This is a genomic window from Winogradskyella psychrotolerans (assembly GCF_018860545.1).
In the GTDB taxonomy this organism is placed as follows: domain Bacteria; phylum Bacteroidota; class Bacteroidia; order Flavobacteriales; family Flavobacteriaceae; genus Winogradskyella; species Winogradskyella psychrotolerans_A.
In genome coordinates, this window is record NZ_JAHKPN010000014.1 from 91479 (window position 1) to 113164 (window position 21686).

Annotated in this window: 20 protein-coding genes; 4 read left to right on the plus strand and 16 right to left on the minus strand. The window is 33.5% G+C overall.

Annotation, left to right across the window (positions count from 1 at the left end):
- Positions 1-209 precede the first annotated feature (209 nt).
- From KO515_RS07725 to KO515_RS07735, 3 genes are all read left to right on the plus strand, one after another.
- A complete protein-coding gene (locus KO515_RS07725; protein ID WP_215935805.1) occupies positions 210-1931 on the plus strand; it encodes a T9SS type A sorting domain-containing protein in 1722 nt (573 codons plus the stop codon).
- A 67-nt stretch (positions 1932-1998) separates the two neighbouring features.
- Complete coding sequence (locus KO515_RS07730; RefSeq protein ID WP_215935806.1) at positions 1999-3192, plus strand: helix-turn-helix domain-containing protein; 1194 nt, start codon at positions 1999-2001, stop codon at positions 3190-3192.
- Positions 3193-3290: 98 nt separating this feature from the next.
- Positions 3291-4292, plus strand: a complete 1002-nt coding sequence (locus KO515_RS07735) for an NAD(P)H-dependent glycerol-3-phosphate dehydrogenase (protein ID WP_215935807.1) — start codon at positions 3291-3293, stop codon at positions 4290-4292.
- 49 nt (positions 4293-4341) lie between these two features.
- Here KO515_RS07735 and KO515_RS07740 read toward each other — a convergent pair whose 3' ends face one another.
- The 8 genes from KO515_RS07740 to KO515_RS07775 all read right to left on the minus strand — a co-directional run bounded on the left by KO515_RS07740 (position 4342) and on the right by KO515_RS07775 (position 13208).
- Complete coding sequence (locus KO515_RS07740; RefSeq protein WP_215935808.1) at positions 4342-4737, minus strand: hypothetical protein; 396 nt, start codon at positions 4735-4737, stop codon at positions 4342-4344.
- Positions 4738-4754: 17 nt separating this feature from the next.
- Positions 4755-5348: a TetR/AcrR family transcriptional regulator gene (locus KO515_RS07745; RefSeq protein WP_215935809.1), complete on the minus strand. Its 594-nt coding sequence runs from the start codon at positions 5346-5348 to the stop codon at positions 4755-4757.
- A gap of 12 nt (positions 5349-5360) precedes the next feature.
- Entirely contained in the window at positions 5361-6779 is a 1419-nt protein-coding gene (locus tag KO515_RS07750) for an efflux transporter outer membrane subunit (protein WP_215935810.1), read from the minus strand.
- A 5-nt stretch (positions 6780-6784) separates the two neighbouring features.
- Positions 6785-9922 carry an efflux RND transporter permease subunit gene (locus tag KO515_RS07755; RefSeq protein ID WP_215935811.1) on the minus strand — a complete coding sequence of 1046 codons (3138 nt, stop codon included), beginning with the start codon at positions 9920-9922 and terminating at the stop codon, positions 6785-6787.
- 21 nt (positions 9923-9943) lie between these two features.
- Positions 9944-11074: an efflux RND transporter periplasmic adaptor subunit gene (locus KO515_RS07760; RefSeq protein ID WP_215935812.1), complete on the minus strand. Its 1131-nt coding sequence runs from the start codon at positions 11072-11074 to the stop codon at positions 9944-9946.
- Between the two features lie 13 nt (positions 11075-11087).
- Positions 11088-11591, minus strand: a complete 504-nt coding sequence (locus KO515_RS07765) for a GbsR/MarR family transcriptional regulator (RefSeq protein WP_215935813.1) — start codon at positions 11589-11591, stop codon at positions 11088-11090.
- Positions 11592-11761: 170 nt separating this feature from the next.
- On the minus strand, positions 11762-12781 hold the full coding sequence (pheS, locus tag KO515_RS07770) for a phenylalanine--tRNA ligase subunit alpha (protein WP_215935814.1): 1020 nt from the start codon (positions 12779-12781) through the stop codon (positions 11762-11764).
- A gap of 70 nt (positions 12782-12851) precedes the next feature.
- Positions 12852-13208, minus strand: coding sequence for a hypothetical protein (locus tag KO515_RS07775; protein WP_215935815.1), 357 nt, complete (start codon positions 13206-13208; stop codon positions 12852-12854).
- Between the two features lie 123 nt (positions 13209-13331).
- On the opposite strand from KO515_RS07775, the gene KO515_RS07780 reads away from it, so the two are divergent.
- Positions 13332-13847, plus strand: a complete 516-nt coding sequence (locus tag KO515_RS07780; RefSeq protein WP_215935816.1) for a CvpA family protein — start codon at positions 13332-13334, stop codon at positions 13845-13847.
- 58 nt (positions 13848-13905) lie between these two features.
- Here KO515_RS07780 and KO515_RS07785 read toward each other — a convergent pair whose 3' ends face one another.
- The 8 genes from KO515_RS07785 to KO515_RS07820 all read right to left on the minus strand — a co-directional run bounded on the left by KO515_RS07785 (position 13906) and on the right by KO515_RS07820 (position 21582).
- Positions 13906-14532 (minus strand): carbonic anhydrase, encoded by a 627-nt coding sequence (locus KO515_RS07785; protein ID WP_215935817.1) that lies wholly within the window; start codon positions 14530-14532, stop codon positions 13906-13908.
- Between the two features lie 84 nt (positions 14533-14616).
- Positions 14617-15285 (minus strand): DUF2490 domain-containing protein, encoded by a 669-nt coding sequence (locus KO515_RS07790; RefSeq protein ID WP_436800007.1) that lies wholly within the window; start codon positions 15283-15285, stop codon positions 14617-14619.
- Positions 15286-15300: 15 nt separating this feature from the next.
- On the minus strand, positions 15301-15927 hold the full coding sequence (locus tag KO515_RS07795; RefSeq protein WP_215935818.1) for a carbonic anhydrase family protein: 627 nt from the start codon (positions 15925-15927) through the stop codon (positions 15301-15303).
- Between the two features lie 202 nt (positions 15928-16129).
- Positions 16130-17722 (minus strand): SulP family inorganic anion transporter, encoded by a 1593-nt coding sequence (locus KO515_RS07800; RefSeq protein ID WP_215935819.1) that lies wholly within the window; start codon positions 17720-17722, stop codon positions 16130-16132.
- Positions 17723-17810: 88 nt separating this feature from the next.
- Positions 17811-18104 carry a hypothetical protein gene (locus KO515_RS07805; RefSeq protein ID WP_252723811.1) on the minus strand — a complete coding sequence of 98 codons (294 nt, stop codon included), beginning with the start codon at positions 18102-18104 and terminating at the stop codon, positions 17811-17813.
- 48 nt (positions 18105-18152) lie between these two features.
- On the minus strand, positions 18153-18911 hold the full coding sequence (locus KO515_RS07810) for a tetratricopeptide repeat protein (RefSeq protein ID WP_215935820.1): 759 nt from the start codon (positions 18909-18911) through the stop codon (positions 18153-18155).
- Between the two features lies 1 nt (position 18912).
- Positions 18913-20685 carry a BatD family protein gene (locus tag KO515_RS07815; RefSeq protein ID WP_215935821.1) on the minus strand — a complete coding sequence of 591 codons (1773 nt, stop codon included), beginning with the start codon at positions 20683-20685 and terminating at the stop codon, positions 18913-18915.
- A gap of 42 nt (positions 20686-20727) precedes the next feature.
- Positions 20728-21582 (minus strand): tetratricopeptide repeat protein, encoded by an 855-nt coding sequence (locus KO515_RS07820; RefSeq protein ID WP_215935822.1) that lies wholly within the window; start codon positions 21580-21582, stop codon positions 20728-20730.
- Positions 21583-21686 lie beyond the last annotated feature (104 nt).

Below are 21686 nucleotides of genomic sequence, written 5' to 3' on the forward strand. Positions count from 1 at the left end.
TTTTAGAGTTATTACTTATGAGAGTTTCAAAACGTGTGCCAAAATAATTATTGTAAGTAAAAATTAAATTTAAATAACTAATAATCAATTAATTAAATGGATTTATAAAAATTGAGTCTCAAATAAAATTAGTATCAATGCTTCCAATAAGAACCTTTTTTAAAAATAAAACAAGTCATTTGTATAAACGAACTTTAAAAAATTAAACCATGAAAAAAAACTTTACGACTTTATTCCTTTGCGTCTTTTTCACATCTGCAATCTATGCACAGACGATTGAGTGGGTCAATCATTTTGGCGATATTTCAGAAGATGTAATAAAATCGGTAACTACTGATGCCGACGGCAATATTTATACCACAGGCTATTTTGCAGAATCTTCTAGTTTTGATGATATCACATTGACAGCTATTGGCGGTTTCAATACTTTTGTAACGAAATCAGATTCAGATGGTAATTTTTTATGGGCAAAAGTTTTAGCCCAACCCAACGACGAGATCATAGATCCCTATCACTCGGTTATATCAAAAAGCGTTGCTGTTGATGCGGATGGGAATGTTATTATAGTTGGCTATTTTGATAGTGGTGATTTTGATGCCGATCCAGGTATAGGAGAGTATATTTTAAGTGCAACTACATACGAAATGTTTATTATAAAATTAGATACCGATGGTGACTTTATGTGGGCATCTTCTTTTGGATCTACAGTAGATACCTTTGAAAGCATCTCTGATGTAGACGTTGATGCTAACGGAGACATTTATGTAACAGGATACTTTAGAGATAATATTTCAATGTTCCATGCCGCAGGAACCTCATCTATTACATCATATGGTGAATCAGATATCTTCGTTATGAAATATGCTGGTGCAGGTTATTTTTTATGGATGAAAAACATGGGAGGAACTAACGCAGATCTCGGAATGAATATTGATGTTACACCTACAGGTGACGTATTTGTTACAGGTCAATTTAACGGACTGGCCACTTTTAGTCCTAGTTTTTTTGGTTCGGATGCCGTTACCTTAGAAACTTTACCAAACTACAAAGGAACGTTTGCTTTAAAACTTAATGCTTCTGGAGATCACCAAGGGGTTGTAAATGTTGGCCAAGCTATCTCAGAGAGTATAGGTACGGCTATTATTACAGATGACAACAATAATACGTACGTTACAGGGTATTATGGTGGTATTTTATCAACTAATGAAGGTACACCAGAAGAAATATCTATAGATTCTGATACTAATTACGAAGCCTTTGTAGCCAAAGTTAATTTTACCAACCAAAATGTGTCATGGGTTAAAGAAATTGACGGAGGTACCGATTCTGCCTTTGGTTTTGATTTAGATGTTGACTCTAACCAAAATGTATTTTTAGCTGGTTACTATAGCGAAACCTTAAGCGTTGGAGACTTTAACTTAACGAAACAAACTTCTTATGCTCTAGAAAGTTACTTGGTAACCATGAACAGTACTGGTGAATTCTTAAACGCCTACCAATTTGGAGGTATTAATACAGCAGATACACAATTAGTAAACATCGATGCTAATGATAATGTTATTGTCGCTGGATCTTTTAGACAAACCGTAGATATCAGCCCTTTTGATTCAGAAAACACAGAGCTTATATCGCATGGCTTTAGAGATAATTATATTTTAAGCATGGGGAATAGTAATGTATTAAGCACTGATGATTACCAATTAGGCAACACTATAAAGCTTTATCCTAATCCATCAGAAAATTATATCTACATTGCCCATAGCCAACCATCAACCCTTTCAAACTATGTAATATTTGATGTTAATGGTAAATCTGTCTTGTCTGGTGACCTCGGAATAAATAATGAAATCAATATCAGTCATTTAAAAAGTGGATTCTATTTTCTAAGTATAAATCAACAAACAGAAACATTTAAGTTTTTAAAGAATTAGATTATAAAAAACAGACATTCCTGCGATAATTTTTGGAATCAGCGTATAACCTTTCTATCTTCGAGCTATGTATAGATGGGAAATGTTTATCGATTTCTTTTTAATCGCCGGAATGTCTTTCTTAGCGTTCTTAATTCTTGTACTTATAAAATCTAAAGTTCATTTTTCAAAAACAATACTGAACATATTTTTTATAAATGCCTTTTTCTTTCTACTCTATTACTACTCTTATCTCCACAAAATTAGAATTACTGGAGGTATTGCGATACTCTTTGGGCATGGAGTTGGTTATCTTTTAGGCCCCTCCTTTTTGTATTTGGTTAAATCCTTAGTGTTTTCTAAAGAGAAAATATTACGCCCTTATCTTAAGAGTCTCATTCCTTTTGCCTTTGTTTTTATCTTTTGTAATGTGCCACTATGCTTGGCGATGACTTCAGATTATTTTGATAGTTATCACAACATCTACATTACATTAGAGATTCCATTCAATATCTTAGAAAATATATTTATCATTTTCTACATTTTTAAAACGCTAAAGTTTTTAAATCGTTTAAAAATTTCCATTCAAGAAAATTATGCCAACCTTTCATCACAAAACCTGCAGTGGTACAAGCATTTTATCATTGGATTTTCAGTTATCGTCATTATAGATTCACTACTTAGCGTTTACGAATTTTTCTTTACAGTAGATTTATGGAATGTTGGTACCGTAATCGCCTTTATGTTATTCTTCCTTTATCTTTATTTGGGTTATAAAGGTTTATATCAGGCGCAAATTCTTATTCCAAGCTTTCTGTTAGACCAATTAGATGAAACTCAATCACCATCTAAAACCCCAATTTTAGACACAGATACAACGACAGAAAAAGAAAAAACAATAGTCAGACAACTCGATAGCCTAAAGCCTCAGGAAATTGAAAATTTAAAACAAAAACTGAACATACTTTTAACAGAAGATAAAGTGTATCTCAATGAAGATCTTAATCTAACTCAGCTTTCAGAATACATGGATATTTCTAACAAGAAGTTATCTGAATTACTCAATCATCATTTAAATACTAATTTTTACGATTTAATTAATGAATACCGCATCAACGCCATTAAACAACGATTTGAAAATGGAGATGCTGAAAAATACACGATTATTTCTATAGCTTATGATGCCGGTTTTAAGTCTAAAGCCAGTTTTTATAGAATTTTTAAACAGAAAGAAGGGATCTCACCCTCTAATTATAATAAAAAATTTCAGGAAGTATCCTAAGGATCTCACCGCACTTTAAGAGACAATACTTAGTCCGTTAAAGACTAAATTTTACATTATTTTGACTATTTTTGATATAGAAAATTGACACAATCACTATGAGTGACACTATAAAATACGCTGTATTTGGCGCAGGAAGCTGGGCAACTGCCATCGTAAAAATGCTTTGCGAAAATTTAGATGAAGTGGGTTGGTATATGCGAAGCGTTTATACCAAAGAACACATCTTAAAAGAAAAACATAATCCTAGTTATTTAAGTTCTGTTGAATTTCATACGGAACAGTTAAAATTAAGTAATGATATTAACGAAATAGCAGATTGGGCAGACGTGCTTATTTTTGTAATTCCATCGGCTTTTATACATACTGAGTTAGAAAAACTGACCACAGACATTAGTAATAAAACCATAGTATCTGCTGTAAAAGGTATTATGCCAGAAACAGGCAAGTTAGTTGGTGAGCAATTTCATGATGAATATAATATACCGTTTGAAAACATTGCTGTTATTGCTGGTCCTTGCCACGCAGAAGAGGTCGCGTTAGAGCGTTTATCCTATTTAACCATTGCATGCGATGATAAAAAAAAGGCACAAGCCATCGCCAATAATTTATCGAGTGATTACATTAAAACCAAAACAAGTGATGATGTTATTGGTATTGAATACGCTGTAATGCTGAAAAACATTTATGCTATCGCAGCCGGAATGGCTCATGGCTTAGGCTATGGCGATAATTTTCAGAGTGTCTTGATGAGTAACTCTATTCGTGAGATGAAACGTTTTATCAAAAAGATGCACAAGATGAAACGTAATATTAATAACTCCGCTTACTTAGGCGATTTATTAGTAACAGGTTATTCTATCTTTTCTAGAAACCGTATGTTCGGAAATATGATTGGTAAAGGTTACACCGTAAAATCTGCACAGATGGAAATGAATATGGTCGCTGAAGGCTACTATGCCACAAAAAGTGCTTTTGAATTAAACAAAAAGAATAAAAAGAAAACGCAACTCCCTATAATAAATGCCGTTTATGATATTTTATATGAAGGGAAAGATGCTAAAAAAACATTTAAAAAATTAGTTGACAAGCTAGATTAGCTTTTGGCTATTTGCCTTTAGCTGTTAGCCAAAAGTAAAAGGCTAAGAGTTACTTCACCAAAACACCACGCAACTGCATCAAAGGAATTGTCTGCAATGCTTTTTCGTTTATGGTGTTTTTTCTGAATACATATGTTTTATCAAACATTTGATTACCTTCAAAAAATGTGATTTTAAACTCGTTATTGAGCTCTAAAACCTTGTTTTGTAAGTATTCTATCTTAGCATAACTTCGTGCTGGTAGTTTTGCAATGGTATGTCGCATTACAGGAGTTAATTTCTTATCGTTATACCCTCTAGAAACTATAAGAACGGTTTCTAAGTCGTTATCACTATTGTTAATGATATACGCATTCCAATCTTGAGTTTTGTATTCCAAATGCTCTTCTTGGACCACCGCAACATGCACATCTTTTACTTCTGGAATTCTAATATCTTTTTTCATAGTGCAAAAATAGTAAACTATTCAAAATATGAATTAGAATAATCTTTAGCAATTATACCTCTAAGATTATTAGTGACTAAGTGCTTAAAGAGTTCAGATTCTGAATGGGATTCAAATAAATTATTCTCTTTAAATATTAAATGGTCTACTCTATAAAAATAGAGTTTCACTACCAATTCTAGATTAATATCTTTTTCTATAGCACCAAGTGCTTTACCTTTTTTTAATAAGTCTAATACAATACTATGCGCTAACGCTTCAATAAAATCATTATAAAGCTTATTGGCTTTTGGATAATATTTTTCTATTCCAAAAATAAAAGAGGGTTTAAAGTACTTTAAATACTGAAACCCTCTTTTGTAAATTAACATAACACTCAAAATAGGATCATTAGCATTGCTGATAATAATCCTATCAATATCTTCTTTATATTCATTTATAATACTTTCGACACTACTGGTTACTAAATCTTCTTTATTTTTAAAAAATGAATAAATTGTTTTTTTTGATATGCCGAGCTCTCTAGCTAAATCATCTAAAGTAACGTGCTTACTCCCGTATTGGGTAAACTGTTCTATAGAGCATTTTAACAATGTAGCTTTAGTAATCATGTTTAAATTATTTTATCTCCAACCTCCACCAAGGGCTTCGTATAGATCTACGATAGCAATTAATTGTTGCAACTGGCTATCAATGATATTCAGTTCTGCACTTAATGCACTTTGTCTTGCCGTTAATAAATCTAAATAATTGGCGTAACCATTTTTAAGTAACTCTTCCGAGTTGGCTTCTGCCATACGTAACGCTTCGACTTCGTTTTTTCTAAATTCGTATTTCTTCAACTCTGCTTCATAGGAATACAACGCATTAGACACTTCATTACCGGCAACCAATAAGGTTTTCTTAAAATTTAAAAGTGACGCTTCTTGATTGGCAAGTGCAACTTCTTTTTGAGTTTTTAGTTTTCTGTTATTTAAAATGGGTTGTGTTAATCCACCAATCACTGTTGCAAATAACGAATTAGCATTAAATAATTTATCTAACTCTAAGCTTTGTAAGCCTCCTGAAGCACTTAACGTTAAAGACGGATAAAAGCTACTATTAGCAACATTGGTTAACTCAAAAGATTCGATCAAACCATACTCAGCAGCCATAACATCTGGTCTATTACTAAGTAATGTGGCTGGTAACCCAAGTTTTATATTTTGATCAATTTTTTGAATGTCTAAACCACTTCTTTCAAAGTGTTGTGCTGATTTACCTAATAGAATACTTAAGGTGTTTTCCGTTTTAAAAATAGCCGCTTCAATATCAACCTGTAAAGCTCTTGCATTATTATATTGTGCGATATTTTGATCTACTGCAACCTGTGTTACTTGACCAGCATCCTTTAAAGCCTTAATAGTTTCTACACCACTTTCTCTAGTTGCAATAGTTTGTTTTGTAATCTCTAACTGTGCATCTAAAGCCAATAAATTGTAATAGGTATTCGCAATACTAGAAATTAGTTGTGTTTTCACTGCTTGATGTCCAGCAACATTTTGTAAATAATCGGCTTGCGTTGCTCGTTTATTACTTCTTATTTTCCCCCAAATATCGGCTTCCCAAGCTAAGTTTGCTGTCACATCATAAGTATCTAAACCACCACTAAATATAGAGCCAAACTGGCTATTTTCTGAATACTCCTGATGTGTATAATTCGGACCTGCACTTAATGTTGGAAAATAACCTGCCTTACCTTGTTTGGCATAGGCTTCAGCTGCTACCATTTGCTGAATAGCAATACGTATGTCCATATTATTTTGTAAACCTTCCTCAATATACTGTTGTAGATATTGATCTGTAAATAAATTTTTCCAAGACACATCTGCCATAGACACACTGTCCGTTGGTAAATTATCTGTTCGATATAGCGCTTCAGTTTCAGATTGTATATCTGGTCTTGTATAATCTTTGGCAACAAAACAACTTTGTAATGTTAATGCAAGGATTACAAATAAAGCACCTTTACTAAAATTTCTATGTTTTATAATTGATATCATAGTTCTTATTCTTCAATAGTTTGTACTGCTGGTTTACTCGAAATTTTTTCTTGTAACCACTGAAATAATATAAATAGGATAGGAATGACGAAGACGCCTAAAATAGTTCCGATTAACAGGCCTCCCACGGCTCCAGAACCAATAGATCGGTTTCCTTCAGACCCAACACCTTTAGCTAGTACTAATGGCATTAATCCTAATATAAAAGCAAATGACGTCATTAAAATTGGACGTAAACGCACTTTTGCACCAGTAATAGCTGCATCAACAATATCCTCGCCCGATCGTCGTCGCTGTAGTGCGATTTCCACAATAAGTATGGCATTTTTAGCTAATAAACCAATAAGCATAATTAAGGAAATCTGGAAATAAATATTATTCTCTAATCCTAAAAGATTTGTGGTTATATAAGCTCCAAAGACTCCAAATGGTAATGATAGAATTACAGCAAATGGTAATAAATAACTTTCATATTGTGCACTTAATAAGAAATACACAAACAGAATACTTAAAATAAAAATAAACGTCGTTTGGTTTCCTGCACTCACCTCTTCACGCGTTAAACCCGAATATGCAACCGTATAATTACTTGGTAATTTGGCAACTTCTTCTTCAATAACTCTAATAGCATCACCTGTACTAAATCCTTCGTTAGTTGCACCAGTTATACCTGTTGAATTTAATAAATTGAAACGCGTTACAGATTGTGGACCATAAACTCTTTCTAAGTTTACGAACTGTGTAATTGGCGTCATTTCGCCAGTATTTGTTCTTACGTACATGCTATTTAAGGCACTAACATCTGCTCTGTCCTCAGGTAATGCCTGAATATATACTCTAAATTGTTTTCCGAATTTAGAAAAATCGGATGCATATATACCTCCTATATAGCCTTGTAATGTTGAAAAAATACTCGATATATCGACCCCCTTTTCTTTTGCTAAAGGCACATTGACTTCCATTTCATATTGCGGATAGCTCGTATTAAAAGACGACTGTGCGTACTTAATTTCAGGATGACTCATTAAAGCCATTGTGAAATCTTTATTAGCTTGATCTAAATTGGTGAATTCACCTCCAAATTTATCTAATAAATTCACTTCAAATCCTGCTGAATTACCAAATCCACGTATACTAGGTGGTGAAAAGAAAATAATTTTAGCCTCCGGAATTCCAGCAGCTATACCAAATAATTTTCCTGTAATAGCTTGTGCTGACAATGATGGATCTTCACGATCACCCCAATCCTCTAACTTAATAATTCCCATACCATAGTTGGAACCAGAACCGTTAATTAAACTTCTACCTTTAATAACATTTACACCAATAACACCTTCCATACCTTCTATTTTAGAGTATAGGTTTCTGGCTACGGCATCTGTTCTATCTAAAGATGCACCAGCTGGTAATTCAATATTGGCGAAAATAATACCTCTATCTTCATTAGGAACAAAACCTGTAGGTGTGTTGTTTGCTGCCCAATAAATACCAACAACGGCTATCATTAGTAAGACTACCGATATGAATTTTTTCTTGTATAAGAATTGAAGTGAATTTCCGTATTTGTTTATTGTAGCATTAAATCCGCGATTAAAAAGTGCATAAAAACGTTTTAATAGGCTTTTCCCTTTAAGTTCTTCATCATCGTTGTGTGACTTTAGTAATAGTGCACATAAAGCTGGACTTAAAGTTAAGGCGTTTACTGCGGAAATTAAAATCGCAATAATTAACGTAACTCCAAACTGCTCGTAGAATACACCTGTTGGACCGGTTACAAAAGTTACTGGAATAAATACGGCTGCCATTACCAATGTAATTGAAATAATTGCTCCAGATATTTCATTCATGGCCGTTAGTGTTGCTTTCTTTGGATCTTTTTCACCTTCATCCATTTTAGCATGGACGGCTTCCACAACTACAATGGCATCATCGACCACAATACCAATGGCGAGCACTAATGCAAATAGCGTCAACAAGTTGATGGAATATCCAAAAACATTCAAGAAAAAGAACGTACCAATAATAGAAACAGGTACAGCAATCGCCGGAATTAATGTTGAACGGAAATCTTGCAAGAAAATAAACACCACTAAGAATACTAATAGAAAGGCTTCTAATAAAGTGTGAATTACTTTTTCTATAGATGCGTTTAAGAATAAGCTCGTATCATAAGGTACAAAAATACCTAAGCCTTCCGGTAAATCATTTTCTACCGCATCTAAAGTCGTTTTGATACCTTCAATAATTTCTTGTGCATTAGAACCTTTCGTTTGAAAAATCCCCATAAAAACCGCTGGATGACCTAAACTCATGGCGTTAGCCGCATAAGATTGTGCATCTAATTCAATAGTAGCCACATCTTTTAAGCGCAAAAACTCACCATTTCCTAAAGCTTTAATTACAATATCACTGTATTGTGCTTCGTCTTTAAAACGACCACTATAGGTTAACGTATATGAAAATGATTCACCACTATTTTGACCTAAAGACCCTGCTGCCGCTTCTAAGTTTTGTTCTGCTAGAGCCGCTGAAATATCCGAAGGAATTAGATTATAAGCTGCTAATTTATCTGGTTTTAACCAAATACGCATGGCATAATCTTGTTGTGAAAATACACTAACATCACCAACACCACTTATACGTTGCATGGCAGGAATGACGTTAATTTTTAAATAATTCTGAATAAATGTCGCATCATAATTCTCACTTTCAGAATACATCGAAACAAACATTAATGCACTTGTTTCTTGTTTTTGTGTGGTGACACCAGTTTGCGTTACCTCTTGTGGTAGTAATGGAGTTGCTCGTGCGACACGATTTTGCACATTTACGGCTGCAATATCTGCATCCATATCTTGATCAAAATAAACTGTAATTTCTGCCGTTCCAGTATTTGATGCCGTAGAGGTAATGTATGTCATTCCTTCTACTCCATTAATTTGCTCTTCTATAGGAATAATAACACTCTCTAAAACGGTTTCTGCATTTGCACCAGTATAACTTGCAGACACCTTAATTGTTGGTGGCGCAATATCTGGATATTCCTCTATAGGTAAAGTACCAATACTAATAGCTCCTAGTAAAACTATAATGATAGAGATTACTGTTGAAAGTACTGGTCTTTCAATAAATGTTTTTAACATAATTAAAATGTTTGATGTTATTTAATTTCTGAATAAAGGGGTAATTGGCTTAATGGCCTCTTCAAAAGTTGTGTCTTGTGGTGCGATTACCATTCCGTTTCTTAGTTTACCTACTCCAGAAATAATAATTTTATCTTTTACATCTAAACCAGATCCTACAACATATAAGTTATCTACTGTTCCTTCTATTTCTAAAATAGCAGTTTCTACTTTGTTATCTTCACCAAGTTTAAAAATCATTACATTTCCTTGTTGCTCAAACGTGGCTGATTGCGGTACAACAATAGCGTCTTTATATTCTATAGGAAATCTTATTTTACCACTATTTCCGTTAGTTAAAATCTCATTCGGATTATCAAAAGCCGCTCTAATTTTAATAGTTCCTGTATTCTGATTGATTTGACCCGTACTAGTTTGGATACGGCCTTTTTCAGAATACTCTGTCCCATTAGCCAAAATCAGGCTTAAATCTGGTGAATTCTTAATACGTTCGGCTTTCGTTTTACCTTCGGCATTTTGTAAATGATTAATGTATTGTGCTTCATTGAAACTAAAAAAAGCATAGACTTGGTCAATTTCACTTACGGTAGTTAGCGGTGTTGCATCACTCGGACTAATTAAAGCACCTTCTCTAAAGTTAATAGAACCAACATAGCCATCTATTGGGCTTTTAATCGTCGCATAACCAATATTTGCTGTAACTCCGCTATAATTCGCTTTTGCTTGTGCCAAATTTGCTTTTGCAGTTTCTAATTGTACTGCGCTAATAATGTTCTTTTCTACAAGTGGAATCAATTTATCAACCTCTACTTGTGCGACATTAATACGAGCTTGTGCTGCACCAGCATCTTGACTTAAAGACTGCGTTTCTAGTTTGAAAAGCATTTGTCCTTTTCGTACTTTTTCTCCTTCGTCCACATATACTTTTTCAATATAACCAGATGTTTTAGCGCGTACATCACTATTTACAATACCTTCAATAGTTGCAGGATAATCGGTATATCCTGTTACTGTTTTTTGTTGTATTTGCGTTACAGGAAACGAGGCAGGAGGTGGCGCTGCTGCAGATTGATTTTGTTCGCTGTTTCCGCAACTAACAATAACTAAGAATAAACTTAGTGCTACGATATTATATAATCTCTTATTTTTCATTTGTAATCTTACTTTAAATATGGAATTGGTTGTCTATTAATTTTTTTCTTAATACTTCTATTGATGCACTTGCTTCATCTAAAAATTGGATGTAATCATTATGGAAACTTAATTCGAACTTTTCCTCTTCATTTTCGATTTTGTGGTTATTGATTTTCTCTTTATAATTTTTAATTTCTGAATGCAATACTTTAACTTCTTGCCATTCATTAATCACATTATCGATATGCTGAACGATCATATCCTTATTGATAATGAAATATTTTTTACGATCTCCTGTTTTAGTGAAATATACAATCTTGTTTAAATCTTGTAAATGATTAAGGTGTGTTGAAATGGTGCTTTTACTAGCGCATAATATCTTTACCATATCCTCAAAAGTGGTTCCTTGTTTACCTGTAAGGATGATATAAGATAAAATACGTGCTGCAACAGGTGCCAAATGCTCTCTTTTTTCTAAATGCACACCTAGTTTTTCAACTAAGGCCATTTTTTCTTTGCAGACATTCTCTTTCATTGTTAAGCTTTTTTATTACTGATTTTGATTATGGAAATATCATGTACAGTAAAATTCTTGGCAAATATATATAATTGGTTCGGAACAAACCGAACTAAACGAAGTTAAAATGCTGTTAAATAAAAAAGCCGACTATGAATAGTCGGCTTTAGAATATATTTTTTTGAAGTTTATAAAGCAGATTTAAACTGCTCTAAAAATCTCACATCATTCTCACTTAGCAATCTAATATCACTAATTTGGTTTAATAGCATTGCTATACGATCGATTCCCATTCCGAAGGCGAAACCTGAATAAACTTTAGAATCTATACCACAATTTTCTAATACATTAGGATCTACCATACCACAGCCCATAATTTCTAGCCAACCTGTACCTTTGGTGATTTTATAATCGGTTTCAGTTTCTAAACCCCAATATACATCAACCTCAGCACTTGGTTCTGTAAATGGAAAGTATGATGGACGCAATCTAATCTTAGATTTTCCAAACATTTCAGTAGTGAAATATTGAAGTGTTTGTTTTAAATCTGCAAAACTTACATCTTTATCAATATATAACCCTTCCACTTGGTGGAAAAAACAATGTGAACGTGCGGAAATCGCTTCATTTCTATACACACGACCTGGTGAAATCGTACGAATTGGAGGTTGATTATTTTCCATATATCGCACTTGTACCGAACTGGTATGTGTACGTAATAAAATATCTGGATCGGTTTGGATGAAGAACGTATCCTGCATATCTCTAGCCGGATGGTATTCTGGTAAATTTAATGCTGTAAAATTATGCCAATCGTCTTCAATTTCTGGCCCTTCACTCACGTTAAAACCTATACGAGAAAAGATATCAATAATTTCATTCTTCACTATAGAAATAGGATGGCGCGCTCCAATAGCAATCGGTTCTCCTGGTCTTGACAAATCTCCGTAAATGCCTTTGTCTTCTTCCTGACTTTCTAAAGTTTCTTTTAAGTGATTAACTTTAGCTTCAGCAGTGTTTTTAAGCTCATTTATAATTTGTCCGAATTCACGTTTCTGATCGTTCGCTACATTTTTTAATTCGCCATAAAATGCCTTTAAGTGCCCTTTAGAACCTAAATATTTTATTCTAAAGGCTTCAACTTCCTCTTTTGACTGTGCTTTAAAAGCTTCCGCTTCTGCTATAAGTTCTTTTATCTTGTCTATCATGGTTTCTATTCAAAAACGAGTGCAAATTTAGTTTTTTTTTGCGAGTTATAGTAGTTGAGCTTATTAGAAACTAGTCTATATATTCAGTTTCTACAAAATAATTGACAATCGCTTCTTTCATCAGTACACTTTGTTCACCTGCCTTCAAATGTGGTAACTGTGCCAATACCTTATAATGTGGCCAACCCTCGTCATCAACATAATCAAATTCATAAAACCCATAAGGCGTTAAAACTTTACAGATTGCAATATGCATTAAATCGAGTTTGTGATCTTTTTTATACTCACGATGCAACTGACCTAATTCTTGTACACCAATAAGGTAAATTATAGAATCGAGATCTAATTTGTCTCCATCAGCAAATTGGTTTGAAAGTTTTTCTACCACCAAATCCCAGCGTTCTTTTAATTGTTCGTCTCTTGCCATGTTTTTAGGTTCAAAGTTTCAAATTCTTTTCAGTTTTCAAAGTTAAGAAACTAAAGCAGCTTGAAATGCGTTATTATTTATAAATGAGAAAAAAAGTGTAGGTTTGTGTAAATCACTATAACAATGAGTATTATTGACATCATTTTAGCTGCCCTATTATTGTTCGGATTCGTCCGAGGTTTATTTAAAGGCCTCTTTGTGGAAGTCGCCTCTTTACTAGCGTTAGTGTTGGGAGTTTGGGGCGCTATTCACTTTAGTGGATTTGCTGCAGGTTTTCTAGAACCCAAAGTAGATTGGAACGAAAAAACCATCAATATCGTTGCTTTTGCCATCACGTTTGTTGTAATTGTCTTGGCTATAGGTCTAGCTGGAAAAGCACTCACGAAACTCGCTGATTTTGCGGCCTTGGGTATTATAAATAAATTGGCAGGTGGTGTTTTTGGCGCCCTTAAAATAGGACTGATTCTTAGTGTATTATTAGGTGTTTTTCATAAAATGAATAGTACATTGCCTTTTATGGAAGACGAAGATTTAGAAAAAAGTATGCTTTATACACCCGTAAAATCATTAGCTCCTATTATTTTCCCGAGTATAATTAAAAGTGACGAAGAACCTATAATTAGAGAGAAAGAAGAATAAAGACCTACAAGGTTTTGACTTTGCTCAGCCACCATGAAACCGTGTAGGTCGCATACTTTTAATCTAAGTGATAAATTTCCATAATATCAGTAAGATATTTTTCGAAATCTATTTTTAAATCTATTAATTTCCCGGTGTGTACATCAAATACCCAACCGTGTACTTTTAACCCTCTATCTCTATAGGCCTTTTGTACAGCTGCTGTTTTAATTAAATTAACACATTGTTCTTGTACATTAAGCTCTACTAAACGATCATACTTTTTATCTTCACATTCAATAGCATTCAGCTCATCATGATGCATTCTATAAACGTCCCGAATATTACGTAACCATCCATTCAAAACTCCTAAATCTGCCGATTGCATGGCTGCTTTTACTCCTCCACAAGCATAATGTCCACAAACGACTACATGATTCACCTTTAAATGTGTAACAGCGTAATTTACCACTGACATCCCATTGGCATCTGTACCCACCACCATATTAGCAATATTACGGTGTACAAAAACATCGCCAGGCCCCAAACCCATGAGGTCTTCTGCTGTAACCCTACTATCAGAACAGCCTATATATAACAACTCCGGACTTTGTCCTTTACCTAATTTTTCAAAATAGTTAGGATCTACATTGAGTTTATCCTTAATCCATTTTTCATTGTTCTTAAATACATTGTCTAAATTCATGGTTTTCAATTTTAATCCTGTAAGTTAGTTAATTCACATGGTCCACATTATTTTTTTATCAAATTAATTCTTGATAAAAACTCATTAAAAATTAACAAATGCGATGATATTAATTTGGTCCCTTCCAGAAGTTTCAAAAAACTGATTCATGTAACCAAGCTCAAATCGTAAAGCTTGTGAAAACTGATATCCTAAACCTCCAAAAACTCTGTTTCTATCAAAAACAGAAGATTCCGTATTTAAAAAGATCTCATTATACAGCGATATATATAATGGATTTTTACCATCTTCTTTATACTGCAGCGGTAGTTTTAGGCCCAAAAAATATCGGAATCGCATTTTAAAATCATCTTCTACAAAACGTTGCTCAAAACGGTAGCGATGACTAAAACCAACTTTCCCCACATTTTGTTTTGTCGTAAACTGTTGAAAAATACGATGCTCGTTTACGGATACTTTATCATCTGTTTCACCAATATAGTTTTCAGATAATATATATCCATACCCTAATAAAACATTATTAGTCTCAGAGAGGTTATACCCTAAACCCGTTCGTAACAATAATTGTTCTAGATCACCAACAGCGTTGTAATTTCTATACTGAACTTCATTATGAATATTCCATTTAGAATTCAATTTTTTATTACCAATATAAATTAACCAGTTCCCTAAGTCATGCTCTTGACTGATAGCAAAAAATGGCAGCACCAATATAAGTGCTGCCATTTTTAATTTAATCTTAAATTGACTCATCAATTCGTTTTTTTATTAATAAAATTCAACGGCTCCTGTATTGATATTGTACATCGCACCAACAATCTTTATCTCTCCATCTTTCTCCATTTCCGTTAATATTGGACTTTCAGAATGAATTCGTTCAATTGTTAATTCTACATTTTTCTTAGAAACTTCATCCACAAAGTCTAAGTTTTTAGACGTACGTAAACTTTCATCCTTAGGTTCTACTACGGCATTTACGGCTGGATTAATTTTTTCTATTAATTTGGTAAGGTTACCCATTTCTGCATGGTCACATGCACCTTTGATGGCACCACAACTTGTATGTCCAAGTACAACAATTAATTTGGTCCCTGCTAGTTTACATGCAAACTCCATGCTCCCTAAGATATCTTCATTTACAAAATTCCCAGCGATTCTAACACTAAATATATCACCCAAACCTTGGTCAAAAACTAACTCTGCAGATACTCTAGAGTCGATACAACTCAAAATGGTTGCAAATGGAAATTGTCCGTCACTAGTATCGTTTACTTGTTCTAAAAGATTACGGTTGGCCTTTAAATTATCTTGAAATCGTTTGTTACCTTCTTTTAAATATTGTAATGACTTTTCAGGAGTCATTGTTGCTTGTGTTTCTTTTGTATGTGCTTTCATATTTATTCTATTTTTTGTGTCTTAAATTATACGTTCTAAACCAGTTCGATAATATGCATTTGAATCTAGACTCAAAATGTCGGTAACTCCTCGGTATAGGTCTTTAAGACATGATAATTTAATTATAATTGTACGTTTACGAAGCTAGTAATGTCATACTCGTTTGATATGGCACCTAATCTTCTTCTTTTTATGATTAAGATTAACTTAAACTAATATTAGACTTAGGTCTCAGCTTAAAGAATTCTATAAAACTCGGTGGGTTTTCAACGACACCTCGTTTTGATATTAACTTAATATCTATGTTTCTTTCTTTCGCTTTAAAGGCAAAATCTTCTAATATTTCAATGATATCGTAATCTAAATATCTTGTTTTAGTGACATCAAATTCAAAGTATGTATCTTTTGGTAAACTATCTAATTCTTTTAAAATAGCTCCTTTATTAAAGAAAGTGACTTCTTCAGCTAATGTCATCTTAATTATATGTCTTCCGTTACTGTTATCTTCAATATGAAGGAAATGTGAATTTTGGTAATTTTTTAATAATATAACAAAGATACCAACTAACAACCCTATACTAATTCCGACTAATAAATCTGTGAAAACAATTCCAGCTACGGTAGCAAAAAATGGAACATATTGTTTCCAACCAAGCTTGTACATCTTTATAAATAATGCTGGCTTTGCTAGTTTATAACCTACAATAATTAAAATAGCGGCTAAAACAGACAGTGGAATCTTATTAAGTAACGTAGGAATCAAAATCACAGAAATCAACAATAAAAATCCATGCAAAATGGCAGACATTTTAGTTTTACCACCAGACTGTATATTTGCAGAACTTCGTACAATAACCTGAGTAATTGGCAAACCACCTACTAAACCCGATAATATATTACCAGTACCTTGAGCTAAAAGTTCTCTGTTGGTTGGAGTTACATTTTTATCTGGATCCAATTTATCAGTCGCTTCAACACATAATAAGGTTTCTAAACTTGCAACTAATGCTATAGTGAATGCAACTATCCAAACTTCAGGATTTGTAATCGCAGAAAAGTTTGGAAAACTAAATTGACCAATAAATGAATCTACACTATCTGGTATTGGTACACTAACCATGTGAGATTGTTCTATAAGCAATGTCGGATTAGATTTAGTAACCAGGTAAAAAATAATTCCGATGACTACGGCGACTAAAGGCCCTTGAATTACTTGAAAAAATTTCGCTTTTTTTGCTAGAACAGTATCCCATAGTAAAATAATGCCTAAGGCAATAAAACCAATAACCATAGAACCTAATATAAGATTGTCAAATATACCTAAAAGTGCTGAAAATGTATTTTCTCCAGAGGCTTCCAGAAAACTATCAGCTCCTTCTGGCTCAGCATCGTAACCGAAAAAATGTGGGATTTGTTTTAGTATAATAATAATTCCGATACCTGTTAACATACCTTTGATCACAGACGACGGAAAATAATAACCAATAATTCCAGCTTTTAAAACACCGAAAACCAATTGAATAACACCACCTAACACCACAGCAACTAAGAAGTTTTCATAACCACCCAAAGTACCTATAGCTGTTAACACGATAGCTGCTAAACCGGCTGCAGGACCACTAACTCCAATTTTAGAACCACTGAGGGCTCCGACCACAATCCCTCCAATAATTCCAGCAATTACACCAGAAAATAAGGGTGCACCACTAGCGAGAGCAATACCTAAACATAAAGGTAATGCAACAAAGAATACGACAATACTCGCTGGAATGTCGCTTTTTAAAGTTTTAAACATTTGATATAATGATTTTATACTATTGAATAGATTTCAATAGTTATTTTAATATTTTTTTAGGGACATAGAATGTCTAACGCATAAAATATTAAATAAAATCGGGTGGTGGAAAAACTAAATTGAGATGGGGTTTAGGATAATTTTTAAATCTATAGCCTTCTAGATTTGTCACCTCTTGATCTTCAAATAAAAATTCTGAATCTTGATGATTTTTATCAAATAACAGTTTAGCATGTGAATTCTCTTCCTCTTCAGTGATACTAAAAAAACAAGCGACATCAATGGAGTCATCAATAGACATAATAATTGTGGGTGCAGAAATAAGCCCAATAAATACTATGGTTAAAAAAACAGCTATTCTGTATTTGGTGCTTTTTTGCATAAGCGACAAATATAATATGTAGGATTGTAACAAACTGTTAAATTCGTTCTAAAAAATCTTCAATAGTTTAATATCTTTTTTAGGAATCCAACCTGTTGAGTTATCTGACAACTGAATTTTATTCCAGTCGTCATAGGTTTCTAAGACTTGTACCTTAGTCCCCTCATGCAACCTAAATACCTCTTCACTCGTAGGATTAGGGTCTGTTTTCACTCTGCTTTCTTGTGCAAATACAATAGCTGGATTATCTTTTTTGCTTAAGCCGTCCTTTTGAAATGCCATAGCAACAGCAACACACGCCACAAATAAACTGACAATACTGACTACAAAAGCAATCCGCTTTTTAGAGCTGGTGTACGAAAAGTGATAGGCTAAAAATATAATTACAAATAAAAGCACACCTCCTACAGCAATTTTCGCCCAAGTATCGGTATTAAATGTGTTTACAATATTGTTTACAATGCGCGAAAATCCCACTGTAGGAACGGTATCAATAGCATCAATCGTCATGTTTTGAGCAAATGCTAAATTATTTTGTATATCCTTATCATTAGGTTCCAATTGCAAGGCTTTTTCAAAATAGTAAATACTCGGCGCAATATTATTGAGCTTGTAATTGGCATTTCCTAGGTTAAAATATAACGCAGCGGAATGTTCTTTGGAATCTAAAATAGATCCATATTTATCAATAGCTTCTGCAAATTTTCCGTCGTTATATAAAGTATTAGCTTCACTAAAAATTTGATCATTTTGTGAAAACCCAATAAGGTTAAAACAACATAGCAGTAAGAAAGTAATAGCCTTCATATTATCTTATTTGCTTATCTATTAATGAAATTGTTTTGGCTGCCTTATCATAATCATTCTGCATGGTAACTTGTGTGATTGGTGTATAACGCGCCAATTCACAATTTTCTAAAATTGAAATAAAATCTGAAACCACATCCTTATCAACATGACGTTCTAATAGTAGCTCCTCGATTTTTTCTTTATTAAAATCGCTAGTTTCAATATTCAATTTTGCTTTTAAATAATTATGAAGTGCTTTTTCTAGTGCTAAGTAAAACGCTTCTTTTTTTCCCATTGCCTTTTTAGCTTCACTTAAGTACTTTTTGGCCAAACGATCCGCTTTTCTAATACGATTTCCATGGACATCTGCATCGCGTTCATCCTTTTTACGTCTGACTACAATGGCCAAAGGAATCGCCAAAAATGGCACCAATAATAATGACCAAAATCCAGTAGACTTAAAGAAAGGGTCGGTTTTTACAGGTAACCAATTTGAATTGGTTTTTATAAAAGCAAATGTATTGGTATTTGGATTAACGGTTTGCTTAGTATCTACGGTCGCATTTTGAGAATTAGTATTAGCTGCCGTAGGGCCTTCTAAAACATCAATTACAATATCTGATGATGTAATTCTTTTATAGCTTTCTGTATCTAAATCAAAATATGAAAATGAAATGGTTGGCACAGGATATTTCCCTTTATACTGTGGTACAATAGTGTAAGTATCGGAAATATTACCTTGCATACCATTAATATTAGTACGAACATTTTCTTGATGTTCTGGCTCATATACTTCTAATGAACTTGGTACTGTTAGTTTTGGTAATTCAAATAATTTTAAATTCCCATTACCAGAAACTTCTATTTTTGCTTGAAGAGATTCCGTAGCATTCAACTGTGTTTTAGACGTTGATACCTTAAAATCAAAACTCCCAACTGCTCCTTTAAAATCTGAGGGCTTACCGTCTTCAGGTAAAGGTTTTACATTAATAGTTCTACTACCAGCAGTCACCACTTTTGGAACTTTAGTCATTAAACGTCTTCCAAAAATATCGACTTTCTCTGATGGCACTTCTGCTGTAATATCCATTACTAAAGGCTCTATTTTCAGTGCTCCCGTTTTTTGAGGGTAAAGCACTGTTTTTCTCAATACAACGTAACGATAATTTTCTCCTTTATATTCTCCTTCTTGAACAGGAAGCCCTTTAATTTCAATATTCTGACTCCAAAAATCATTAAATCGTGGAATTTCCTTTTCTCTCCAATTACTACTGACTCCAATTTCAGTAGAGACATACAATTTGTAAACCACAGTTATGGCTTCATTTAAATAAGGGTTGGTATTTGAAACCTCAGCAACTAAGTGAATCTTCTCAGAAGCAACATCTGAAGCATCTGAACTACCATTTGGCACACTCACTGCAGCCGTAACAGTAACTGTAATAGGAAATGTTTTATAGGTTTCCCCATCTATTTCAATGACGGCTTGCTTAATTGTGAAAGTCCCGCGTTTCTTTGGTGCTAAAAAATAACTATATGTTTTTGAAAACGTACGCTTTCCATTCAAATACTTATTACTAACAGATGTATTAGGCCCTCCAACGACATCAAAGTCCGAGAAATTTGGTGGTACAAAATTGTCCCCATCTTGATTCATCTCAAAATCGATACGTAACCGCTCGTTAATTCCTAATTTCTTTTTACTGACTTTCGCTTCAAATTTAACCTGTGCAGAAGCGATACTTGTAGCAAGTATTAAAAATAGTATGGATATGTGTTTAATTAATTTCATGTATTACTTAGCTTACTTAGAACTGTGCACTTTTCTGCAAATTTACCAGTCCTTTTCAGTTTGTACCTTAGCTCCTTTTTGCTTTTCAGCATTCATTTTTTCTTGAACTTTTTGTTCTTGATTTTGCATGGCTTCCAAGATATTCTTTATCTGCTGAGGAGACATTTGTCCTGGTTGCGGTTTAGGCTGTTGATTGTTATCCTTGTTATCTTCCTTTCCTTTACCATCATCCTTTTTATCATCTTTTGGTTTTCCGTCTTCATCCTTATCCTTGTCACCATCTTTTTTATCTTGATCACCTTCGTCTTTCTTATCTTGGTCGTCCTTTTGATCTTTATTGTCTTTGTTCTCGTCTTCTTTCTTTTGTTCGTCTTCCTTGTTCTGTTCGTTGTCTTTATTTTCGTCTTCCTTGTTATCTTCACCACCACCATCTTGCTTTTGCTGATCAGCACATTCTTTTGCTAAGGCATAGTTGTAACGCGACTCTTCATCGGAAGGATTGTTTCTCAATGCATTTTTATAGGCTTCAACAGCTTCTTTACATTGCTCATTTTGCATTAAAATATTACCAATATTATGAAATGCTCTATGCTTTTCATCTTTAGTTGTGGCATTATTCGCTGCTTCTTGACTTCTAAATAAGGCTTCCTCTAAGCTCCCTTTTTTGTAATAGGAATGTGCTAAATTATAAGCGCCAGTGGCTTTGTTTGGTGCTTCTGAAATGGCTTTTCTATATTCCATTTCAGCTTCTACGTAGTTATCCTCACTAACTAACGCATTGGCTTTATAAACTAAATTAGTAGCGTTTTTTTCGGCTTTTAATTGTTCTTTGTTCAGCTCTTGTGAGAAACTAAAACTTCCAATTAAAACTGTGATAATGAGTATATAAAATTTCATGCCTGTATCTTAATTATGAAAACAACCTCTAAATTACTAAAGCCCTATCAGACTTAGCGTTAAAAATATTTTAAAAATTTTAATTCGTTTGCTTCTGTTTTTTC

Bases quoted from the DNA above. Each gene is read 5' to 3' on its own strand.
- KO515_RS07740 (WP_215935808.1), bottom strand. From the start codon at position 4,737: ATGAAAAAAGATATTAGAATTCCAGAAGTAAAAGATGTGCATGTTGCG.
- KO515_RS07790 (WP_436800007.1), bottom strand. From the start codon at position 15,285: ATGAGTCAATTTAAGATTAAATTAAAAATGGCAGCACTTATATTGGTG.
- KO515_RS07745 (WP_215935809.1), bottom strand. From the start codon at position 5,348: ATGATTACTAAAGCTACATTGTTAAAATGCTCTATAGAACAGTTTACC.
- KO515_RS07725 (WP_215935805.1), top strand. From the start codon at position 210: ATGAAAAAAAACTTTACGACTTTATTCCTTTGCGTCTTTTTCACATCT.
- KO515_RS07820 (WP_215935822.1), bottom strand. From the start codon at position 21,582: ATGAAATTTTATATACTCATTATCACAGTTTTAATTGGAAGTTTTAGT.
- KO515_RS07775 (WP_215935815.1), bottom strand. From the start codon at position 13,208: ATGGCAAGAGACGAACAATTAAAAGAACGCTGGGATTTGGTGGTAGAA.
- KO515_RS07760 (WP_215935812.1), bottom strand. From the start codon at position 11,074: ATGAAAAATAAGAGATTATATAATATCGTAGCACTAAGTTTATTCTTA.
- KO515_RS07730 (WP_215935806.1), top strand. From the start codon at position 1,999: ATGTATAGATGGGAAATGTTTATCGATTTCTTTTTAATCGCCGGAATG.
- KO515_RS07795 (WP_215935818.1), bottom strand. From the start codon at position 15,927: ATGAAAGCACATACAAAAGAAACACAAGCAACAATGACTCCTGAAAAG.
- KO515_RS07785 (WP_215935817.1), bottom strand. From the start codon at position 14,532: ATGAATTTAGACAATGTATTTAAGAACAATGAAAAATGGATTAAGGAT.
- KO515_RS07800 (WP_215935819.1), bottom strand. From the start codon at position 17,722: ATGTTTAAAACTTTAAAAAGCGACATTCCAGCGAGTATTGTCGTATTC.
- KO515_RS07735 (WP_215935807.1), top strand. From the start codon at position 3,291: ATGAGTGACACTATAAAATACGCTGTATTTGGCGCAGGAAGCTGGGCA.
- KO515_RS07755 (WP_215935811.1), bottom strand. From the start codon at position 9,922: ATGTTAAAAACATTTATTGAAAGACCAGTACTTTCAACAGTAATCTCT.
- KO515_RS07810 (WP_215935820.1), bottom strand. From the start codon at position 18,911: ATGAAGGCTATTACTTTCTTACTGCTATGTTGTTTTAACCTTATTGGG.
- KO515_RS07805 (WP_252723811.1), bottom strand. From the start codon at position 18,104: ATGCAAAAAAGCACCAAATACAGAATAGCTGTTTTTTTAACCATAGTA.
- KO515_RS07780 (WP_215935816.1), top strand. From the start codon at position 13,332: ATGAGTATTATTGACATCATTTTAGCTGCCCTATTATTGTTCGGATTC.
- KO515_RS07765 (WP_215935813.1), bottom strand. From the start codon at position 11,591: ATGAAAGAGAATGTCTGCAAAGAAAAAATGGCCTTAGTTGAAAAACTA.
- KO515_RS07815 (WP_215935821.1), bottom strand. From the start codon at position 20,685: ATGAAATTAATTAAACACATATCCATACTATTTTTAATACTTGCTACA.
- KO515_RS07750 (WP_215935810.1), bottom strand. From the start codon at position 6,779: ATGATATCAATTATAAAACATAGAAATTTTAGTAAAGGTGCTTTATTT.
- pheS (WP_215935814.1), bottom strand. From the start codon at position 12,781: ATGATAGACAAGATAAAAGAACTTATAGCAGAAGCGGAAGCTTTTAAA.